Here is a 3,779-nt window from a genome sequence, read left to right as displayed (position 1 = left end):
TCTGCTTCTTCTTGGCGGCGTACTCCAGGTCGGAAAAGCTCGATTGCATCGGTTGAGGTCTCGTCGTGGCCCAGCAGCCGCCATTATCTCAAAGGTACTCCGCCAGCCGGGCTGGTGGCGGACGAATAAATCAGCGGTTCCTTAAGTGGCATCTAACAGGGTGATGCAGAACCCGGTGAACGAACCGGAAAGTCGGTAGCCATAGATCCGTCCCCGAACCTCCCGTCCCGACGGCGATGCGCGGCCAACTCGCTTGCCAATCCTCAATGTTCCATTACTTCTCGCCGGAGTCGCGTGTGCTGGCCGAGCATCCGCTTCGCAAGGTGAAGAAACTGGCTGATCGAGCGCTGAGCGCGATCTCGGGGGAATTGGACACCTTGTACTCGGAGACGGGGCGGCCTTCGATTCCGCCCGAGCGCCTGCTCAAGGGGCAATTGCTGATCGCGCTGTACTCGAGCCGCTCCGATAGGCAGTTCTGCGAGCAACTGGACTACCACATCCTCTTTCGCTGGTTTCTCGACATGGATCTCGAAAGGGCGAGCCTGGATCAGTCCAATTTCAGCCGACTGCGCGAACGCTTGGTTGCGACCGATATTGCGCGCCGCTTCTTTGACGAAGTGGTCAGCCTGGCCCACCGGGAACAGCTTTTGTCCTCGGATCATTTCACTGTCGATGGCACCTTGATCGAAGCGTGAGCCTCGTTCAAAAGCTTCAAGTGCAAGGATGGCGAACCGCCGAAGGACGGCGGCGACGGCACCGGGATGGTCGACTTCAAAGGCGAGAAGCGCTCGAACGCCACCCACCAGAGCACCACCGATCCAGACTCGCGGCTCATGAGGAAAGGCAACGGCCAGCCGGCCAAACTGAGCTACGGCGGGCATGTGCTCATGGAGAACCGCAATGGCCTGTGCGTCGACATTTTGGTGACCGAATCGACCCAGGCCGAACACCGCGCCGCGCGCTCGATGCTCACGCGCGCCCGGCGCCGACGTATCCATCCCAAGACGCTGGGCGCCGACAAGGGTTACTACGCCAAGGATTTCGTCGCGCATCTCCGCGAACATCGAGTCCGTCCGCATATCGCCCGAATCGAAAATCACAACACGCCTGGACTCGATGATTTCGGGTGCCGCATACAACCTGCTGAGAATCGCGAAATTGAGCGATTCGGGAGCGGCAGCGTGATCCGGGCAGGTGAACGGGGCGGCGACGCGCCCCCCCGGCGAATTGCCTTTGCAGCCCGAATTGAATTGGAAATTCAATTCTCTCGACGAAGTCACCATGAAAATCAGCCTGCTCCCTTCCGCTGGCGCGGTGTTCAGCGCTTTTGCATCGACCTGTTAGCAGGGAGCACCGGATTCTTGCCTGGCGCCACACCCGTGAAGCTTGCGCCGCCGGGGGTGTCATCGTCTGGCTTCAGCCGGCGGGCTGGGCTCCAGGCCACTCCAATCTGCCTTGAGTGGCGTTTTGCAGGCGTTGCAGCAGGGCGGGAGCGTCGTGTTCGCCGATGCTGAAGACGAGGTCCACCGTTGCCGCGTGGCCGATCTGTTCGATCTCGGCGCCGGCGAGTTCCAGTTCGCGGCGCAGCCGCCCCTCGAGCGCGTACGGCAGGCGGCAGTGGAAGGTCTGGCGGCGTACGATGGGGATGCGCTCGGCCTTGAGCAGGGCCTGGGCGATGGTGTCGGTGTAAGCGCGCACGAGGCCGCTCGCGCCGAGCTTGACGCCGCCATAATGGCGCACCACGGTGGCGAGCACCCCCTCCAGGTCCTGGTGGCGCAGAACATCGAGCATGGAGCGGCCGGCGGTGCCGCTGGGTTCGCCGTCGTCCACCGCGGCGGACTGGCCGCCCGCAAGCAGGGCCCAGCAGACGTGGGCCGCGCCCGGATGTTCGGTGCGCAGCGCGGCAACGATGCGCTGGGCTTCGGCGCGGTTGGCCGTTGGTTGCACGCAGCCGAGAAAGCGGCTTTTCTTGATCAGGCGTTCGCTGTGCGAGGGGGCGGCGAGGGTCTGCGGCATGCGCGGCAGTTTAACGGCAGGCGGGCGGGGCAGGTTCGCGAGGGGGGCGAGGCTTGGCTTGGTTTGGATTGAGATGTATTCTCATTCTTAACAATTCCTTTCCTCCCGAGAGACCCGGTGCCGCCCGTGGATACGCCGGTGCAGCAGGATCTGCACGCCCTCTACCGCAATCATCATGGCTGGCTATACGGCTGGCTGCGCAGAAAGCTCGATAACGCCGCGGATGCCGCCGACCTGGCGCAGGACACCTTCGTGCGCATTCTGGGCAAGCCTCAGCCGTGTGAGATCCGCGAGCCGCGCGCTTTTCTCGTCACGGTGGCGGGCGGTCTGGTGGCCAACCACTGGCGCCGGCAGGCGTTGGAACAGGCCTATTTGGAGGCGCTGGCGGCGCAGCCCGAGCCCGTGGCCCCTTCGCTGGAAACGCGGCAACTGATCCTGGCCACGCTGGAGGAGATATCCCGTTGTCTGGATGGGCTGCCCGCGCGGGTGCGCGAGATATTTCTGCTTTCCCAGCTCGATGGCCTGACTTACCCGCAGATCGCGGTCCGGTTGGGGCTCAGTGTCAATGTGGTGCAGAAGGCGATGACGCGCGCGGTGGCGAGTTGTTACCGGGCAATGTACGCATGAATGCACTTGAAGACGGTGAGGCCCCGGTGGATGAGGCGGTGCTGGCGCAGGCGGTGGAGTGGTATGTGCGGCTTGCTTCCGGTACTCAGACGAGGGAGGACGAGCGGGCCTTTTCGTGCTGGGTCGAGGCGTCGCCGGAGCATGCCCGCGCCTGGACACGAATGGAGAAGATGGGCGGTTTCCTGCGCGGCAGCCGGGTACATTTGCCGCCGCCGCTGGCGCGCGGCGCGCTGGCGCGGGCGGCGGCCTTGCCGCGACGGCGGGCGTTGAAGACGCTGGGGTGGGCAGGTTGCGGTGCTGTGGCGCTGGCACTGCTGCAGCGGGAAACGGACTGGGGGCGCGCGCTCGCTGGCGGTCTGGCGGATCTGTCTACGGCAGTGGGCGAGCGCCGCGAGGTGGTGCTGGAGGATGGCAGCCTGCTGCAGCTGAACACCGCCAGCGCGGTGGATCTGCGCTTCGATGCCGGCCAGCGCGGCGTGCTGTTGCGGCGTGGCGAGATCATGGTGGCCACCGCGCGGGACGATGCCGGCCGGCCGTTCTGGGTGGACAGCGCGGATGGCCGCATGCAGCCGTTGGGAACGCGCTTCGGTGTGCGGCTGGAGGAAGGCGGCGCGGGCACCCGGGTGGTGGTGGTCGAAGGGGCGGTGATGGTGAGCCCGGCGGATGAAGGCGCGGCGGTGCTGGTGGGGGCAGGGCAGGCCTTGCGCTTCGGCCGCGCGCAGGCGGGTGGCGGTGTGCCGGAGCTTGCGGACGAGGTCGCGCTGTTGTGGACGGAGGGGGCGATCAGCGCCCAGAGCATGCGCCTGGACGCCTTCATCGCCGACCTGGCGCGTTACCGCAGCGGCCGGCTGCGTTGCGCCCCAGAGGTGGCGGCGCTGCGCATCACCGGCGTGTGGCCGCTTGTTGGCGGCGATCCCACCGAGGCAGTGCTGGCTTCGCTGGAACGGCGGCTGCCAGTGCGGGTTGCCCGTTTCACCCGGTACTGGGTCACCGTCGGGCCGGTTTGAGCGGCTCCCGCCTGGGCGCTTTGGGCCTTTTTTTGGTTCATCGCGCCTTTCCGGGGAAGGCGGCCTTGATCTTCAGGAAGAAATAGGCTGAGTCGCGGAATCCGTAGGCCATGCGCTTGATGACCTTGA

At 65.6% G+C, this 3,779-nt stretch carries 3 protein-coding genes and 1 pseudogene; 3 read left to right on the top strand and 1 reads right to left on the bottom strand.

The window, feature by feature from the left end:
• Positions 1-236: 236 nt before the first annotated feature.
• Positions 237-1,118 (top strand): annotated as a pseudogene (locus C7389_RS24515) (IS5 family transposase); the annotation flags it as partial.
• Between the two features lie 298 nt (positions 1,119-1,416).
• Here C7389_RS24515 and C7389_RS24510 read toward each other — a convergent pair.
• Positions 1,417-2,016 (bottom strand): IMPACT family protein, encoded by a 600-nt coding sequence (locus C7389_RS24510; RefSeq protein ID WP_133595285.1) that lies wholly within the window; start codon positions 2,014-2,016, stop codon positions 1,417-1,419.
• A 126-nt stretch (positions 2,017-2,142) separates the two neighbouring features.
• Here C7389_RS24510 and C7389_RS24505 point away from each other — a divergent pair, with 126 nt between their 5' ends.
• Entirely contained in the window at positions 2,143-2,643 is a 501-nt protein-coding gene (locus C7389_RS24505) for a sigma-70 family RNA polymerase sigma factor (protein ID WP_133595284.1), read from the top strand.
• Positions 2,640-3,650, top strand: coding sequence for a FecR domain-containing protein (locus tag C7389_RS24500; protein ID WP_133595283.1), 1,011 nt, complete (start codon positions 2,640-2,642; stop codon positions 3,648-3,650). The genes C7389_RS24505 and C7389_RS24500 overlap by 4 nt, the downstream gene beginning before the upstream one ends.
• The last annotated feature ends 129 nt before the right edge of the window (positions 3,651-3,779 follow it).

Origin of the sequence: Azoarcus indigens (assembly GCF_004361735.1) — a bacterium.
Classification (GTDB): domain Bacteria; phylum Pseudomonadota; class Gammaproteobacteria; order Burkholderiales; family Rhodocyclaceae; genus Azoarcus; species Azoarcus indigens.
Note: the sequence above shows the minus strand (reverse complement) of the source record. Positions and strands in the feature narration are given on the sequence as shown.

Bases quoted from the DNA above. Each gene is read 5' to 3' on its own strand.
- C7389_RS24510 (WP_133595285.1), bottom strand. From the start codon at position 2,016: ATGCCGCAGACCCTCGCCGCCCCCTCGCACAGCGAACGCCTGATCAAG.
- C7389_RS24500 (WP_133595283.1), top strand. From the start codon at position 2,640: ATGAATGCACTTGAAGACGGTGAGGCCCCGGTGGATGAGGCGGTGCTG.